Source organism: Streptomyces sp. MCA2 (assembly GCF_023544705.1).
GTDB classification, from domain to species: Bacteria; Actinomycetota; Actinomycetes; order Streptomycetales; family Streptomycetaceae; genus Streptomyces; species Streptomyces decoyicus.
In genome coordinates, this window is record NZ_JAMJFM010000109.1 from 1 (window position 1) to 5,125 (window position 5,125).

Sequence of the window (5,125 nt, forward strand, 5' to 3'; positions counted from 1 at the left end):
GGCTTCCATATCTGGCCTATCAACCCAGTCGTCTACTGGGAGCCTTAACCCCTCAAAGGGGGTGGGAGTACTCATCTCGAAGCAGGCTTCCCGCTTAGATGCTTTCAGCGGTTATCCTTTCCGAACGTAGCCAACCAGCCATGCCCTTGGCAGGACAACTGGCACACCAGAGGTTCGTCCGTCCCGGTCCTCTCGTACTAGGGACAGCCCTTCTCAATACTCCTACGCGCACAGCGGATAGGGACCGAACTGTCTCACGACGTTCTAAACCCAGCTCGCGTACCGCTTTAATGGGCGAACAGCCCAACCCTTGGGACCGACTCCAGCCCCAGGATGCGACGAGCCGACATCGAGGTGCCAAACCATCCCGTCGATATGGACTCTTGGGGAAGATCAGCCTGTTATCCCCGGGGTACCTTTTATCCGTTGAGCGACGGCGCTTCCACAAGCCACCGCCGGATCACTAGTCCCTACTTTCGTACCTGCTCGACCCGTCAGTCTCACAGTCAAGCTCCCTTGTGCACTTACACTCAACACCTGATTGCCAACCAGGCTGAGGGAACCTTTGGGCGCCTCCGTTACTCTTTAGGAGGCAACCGCCCCAGTTAAACTACCCACCAGACACTGTCCCTGATCCGGATCACGGACCCAGGTTAGACATCCAGCACGACCAGAGTGGTATTTCAACAATGACTCCACAACCACTGGCGTGGCCGCTTCAAAGTCTCCCACCTATCCTACACAAGCCGAACCGAACACCAATATCAAGCTATAGTAAAGGTCCCGGGGTCTTTCCGTCCTGCTGCGCGAAACGAGCATCTTTACTCGTAATGCAATTTCACCGGGCCTATGGTTGAGACAGTCGAGAAGTCGTTACGCCATTCGTGCAGGTCGGAACTTACCCGACAAGGAATTTCGCTACCTTAGGATGGTTATAGTTACCACCGCCGTTTACTGGCGCTTAAGTTCTCAGCTTCGCCACACCGAAATGTGACTAACCGGTCCCCTTAACGTTCCAGCACCGGGCAGGCGTCAGTCCGTATACATCGCCTTACGGCTTCGCACGGACCTGTGTTTTTAGTAAACAGTCGCTTCTCGCTGGTCTCTGCGGCCACCACCAGCTCAGGAAGAAAATTCCATCACCAGCAATGGCCCCCCTTCTCCCGAAGTTACGGGGGCATTTTGCCGAGTTCCTTAACCATAGTTCACCCGAACGCCTCGGTATTCTCTACCTGACCACCTGAGTCGGTTTAGGGTACGGGCCGCCATGAAACTCGCTAGAGGCTTTTCTCGACAGCATAGGATCATCCACTTCACCACAATCGGCTCGGCATCAGGTCTCAGCCTTAATGTGTGACGGATTTACCTACCACACGGCCTACACCCTTACCCCGGGACAACCACCGCCCGGGCTGGACTACCTTCCTGCGTCACCCCATCGCTTACCTACTACCACCTTGGATCGGCGGCTCCACCACGTCCCTTTGTCCGAAGACTCCAGGCCGGCTTCACGGCCTTAGCATTAATGGATTCGATATTGGGCGTTTCAAAGCGGGTACCGGAATATCAACCGGTTGTCCATCGACTACGCCTGTCGGCCTCGCCTTAGGTCCCGACTTACCCTGGGCAGATCAGCTTGACCCAGGAACCCTTAGTCAATCGGCGCACACGTTTCCCACGTGTGTATCGCTACTCATGCCTGCATTCTCACTCGTGAACCGTCCACAACTCGTTTCCACGGCTGCTTCACCCGGCACACGACGCTCCCCTACCCATCACAGCCGGCGTTGGCCGTATTGCTGCAATGACACGACTTCGGCGGTGTGCTTGAGCCCCGCTACATTGTCGGCGCGGAATCACTTGACCAGTGAGCTATTACGCACTCTTTCAAGGGTGGCTGCTTCTAAGCCAACCTCCTGGTTGTCTCTGCGACTCCACATCCTTTCCCACTTAGCACACGCTTAGGGGCCTTAGTCGATGCTCTGGGCTGTTTCCCTCTCGACCATGGAGCTTATCCCCCACAGTCTCACTGCCGCGCTCTCACTTACCGGCATTCGGAGTTTGGCTAAGGTCAGTAACCCGGTAGGGCCCATCGCCTATCCAGTGCTCTACCTCCGGCAAGAAACACACGACGCTGCACCTAAATGCATTTCGGGGAGAACCAGCTATCACGGAGTTTGATTGGCCTTTCACCCCTAACCACAGGTCATCCCCCAGGTTTTCAACCCTGGTGGGTTCGGTCCTCCACGAAGTCTTACCTCCGCTTCAACCTGCCCATGGCTAGATCACTCCGCTTCGGGTCTTGGGCACGCTACTCAACGCCCTATTCGGACTCGCTTTCGCTACGGCTTCCCCACACGGGTTAACCTCGCAACATACCGCAAACTCGCAGGCTCATTCTTCAAAAGGCACGCAGTCACGACGCACCGAGCAAGCTCGATGCGCGACGCTCCCACGGCTTGTAGGCACACGGTTTCAGGTACTATTTCACTCCGCTCCCGCGGTACTTTTCACCATTCCCTCACGGTACTATCCGCTATCGGTCACCAGGGAATATTTAGGCTTAACGGGTGGTCCCGCCAGATTCACACGGGATTTCTCGGGCCCCGTGCTACTTGGGTGGTTCTCAAGCAAGCCGTTGATGTTTCAGCTACGGGGGTCTTACCCTCTACGCCGGACCTTTCGCATGTCCTTCGCCTACACCAACGGTTTCTGACTTGCCTCACAGCCGGCAGACTGCAAAAGAGAACTCCCACAACCCCAACCACGCAACCCCTGCCGGGTATCACACGTGACTGGTTTGGCCTCATCCGGTTTCGCTCGCCACTACTCCCGGAATCACTGTTGTTTTCTCTTCCTGCGGGTACTGAGATGTTTCACTTCCCCGCGTTCCCTCCACACTGCCTATGTGTTCAGCAGCGGGTGACAGCCCATGACGACTGCCGGGTTTCCCCATTCGGACACCCCCGGATCAAAGCTCGGTTGACAGCTCCCCGGGGCCTATCGTGGCCTCCCACGTCCTTCATCGGTTCCTGGTGCCAAGGCATCCACCGTGCGCCCTTAAAAACTTGGCCACAGATGCTCGCGTCCACTGTGCAGTTCTCAAGCAACGACCAGCCACCCATCACCCCAACCCGAAGGCTGAGTTCACTGGGGCCGGCATCGCGAAGGTCCAGACTCAACGGTCCGTACCCTCAGATACCCAACAACGTGCCCGGCCCACTCCATCAATCCCCACGTTCCACGCCGAAGCAGTACTAGTGACAACCAATCAAGTGTGCCGAATAGTCAACGTTCCACCCATGAGCAACCAGCATCAGACATTCGCTGATGTACTGGCCTCTGACCAACCGGAGTTGGTAAGAAGTGCTCCTTAGAAAGGAGGTGATCCAGCCGCACCTTCCGGTACGGCTACCTTGTTACGACTTCGTCCCAATCGCCAGTCCCACCTTCGACGATTCCCTCCCACAAGGGGTTGGGCCACCGGCTTCGGGTGTTACCGACTTTCGTGACGTGACGGGCGGTGTGTACAAGGCCCGGGAACGTATTCACCGCAGCAATGCTGATCTGCGATTACTAGCAACTCCGACTTCATGGGGTCGAGTTGCAGACCCCAATCCGAACTGAGACCGGCTTTTTGAGATTCGCTCCACCTCGCGGTATCGCAGCTCATTGTACCGGCCATTGTAGCACGTGTGCAGCCCAAGACATAAGGGGCATGATGACTTGACGTCGTCCCCACCTTCCTCCGAGTTGACCCCGGCAGTCTCCTGTGAGTCCCCATCACCCCGAAGGGCATGCTGGCAACACAGAACAAGGGTTGCGCTCGTTGCGGGACTTAACCCAACATCTCACGACACGAGCTGACGACAGCCATGCACCACCTGTACACCGACCACAAGGGGGCGCCTGTCTCCAGACGTTTCCGGTGTATGTCAAGCCTTGGTAAGGTTCTTCGCGTTGCGTCGAATTAAGCCACATGCTCCGCTGCTTGTGCGGGCCCCCGTCAATTCCTTTGAGTTTTAGCCTTGCGGCCGTACTCCCCAGGCGGGGAACTTAATGCGTTAGCTGCGGCACGGACGACGTGGAATGTCGCCCACACCTAGTTCCCAACGTTTACGGCGTGGACTACCAGGGTATCTAATCCTGTTCGCTCCCCACGCTTTCGCTCCTCAGCGTCAGTATCGGCCCAGAGATCCGCCTTCGCCACCGGTGTTCCTCCTGATATCTGCGCATTTCACCGCTACACCAGGAATTCCGATCTCCCCTACCGAACTCTAGCCTGCCCGTATCGAATGCAGACCCGGGGTTAAGCCCCGGGCTTTCACATCCGACGTGACAAGCCGCCTACGAGCTCTTTACGCCCAATAATTCCGGACAACGCTTGCGCCCTACGTATTACCGCGGCTGCTGGCACGTAGTTAGCCGGCGCTTCTTCTGCAGGTACCGTCACTCTCGCTTCTTCCCTGCTGAAAGAGGTTTACAACCCGAAGGCCGTCATCCCTCACGCGGCGTCGCTGCATCAGGCTTTCGCCCATTGTGCAATATTCCCCACTGCTGCCTCCCGTAGGAGTCTGGGCCGTGTCTCAGTCCCAGTGTGGCCGGTCGCCCTCTCAGGCCGGCTACCCGTCGTCGCCTTGGTAGGCCATCACCCCACCAACAAGCTGATAGGCCGCGGGCTCATCCTTCACCGCCGGAGCTTTCCACACACAGACCATGCGGTCGTGTGTCGTATCCGGTATTAGACCCCGTTTCCAGGGCTTGTCCCAGAGTGAAGGGCAGATTGCCCACGTGTTACTCACCCGTTCGCCACTAATCCCCTCCCGAAGGAGGTTCATCGTTCGACTTGCATGTGTTAAGCACGCCGCCAGCGTTCGTCCTGAGCCAGGATCAAACTCTCCGTGAATGTTTACCCGTAATCGGGTGAAACACACACGAGAGCGGAACGACCAGACGGAATAGGTCCGGTCGTTCACAGCGTCCTCGCTGTGTGTGCCACCCCGACCGCATGGGCCGTGGTGGACTTTCAAAGGAACCTCATCCACCGAAGTGGACGGGGTATCAACATATCTGGCGTTGACTTTTGGCACGCTGTTGAGTTCTCAAGGAACGGACGCTTCCTTTG

General features: G+C 57.1%; 2 rRNA genes. Both read right to left on the reverse strand.

The features are described 5' to 3' along the window. Positions 1-3,074, reverse strand: a 23S ribosomal RNA gene (locus M8I34_RS40920); the annotation flags it as partial. Between the two features lie 303 nt (positions 3,075-3,377). Further along, a 16S ribosomal RNA gene (locus M8I34_RS40925) occupies positions 3,378-4,906 on the reverse strand. Positions 4,907-5,125 lie beyond the last annotated feature (219 nt).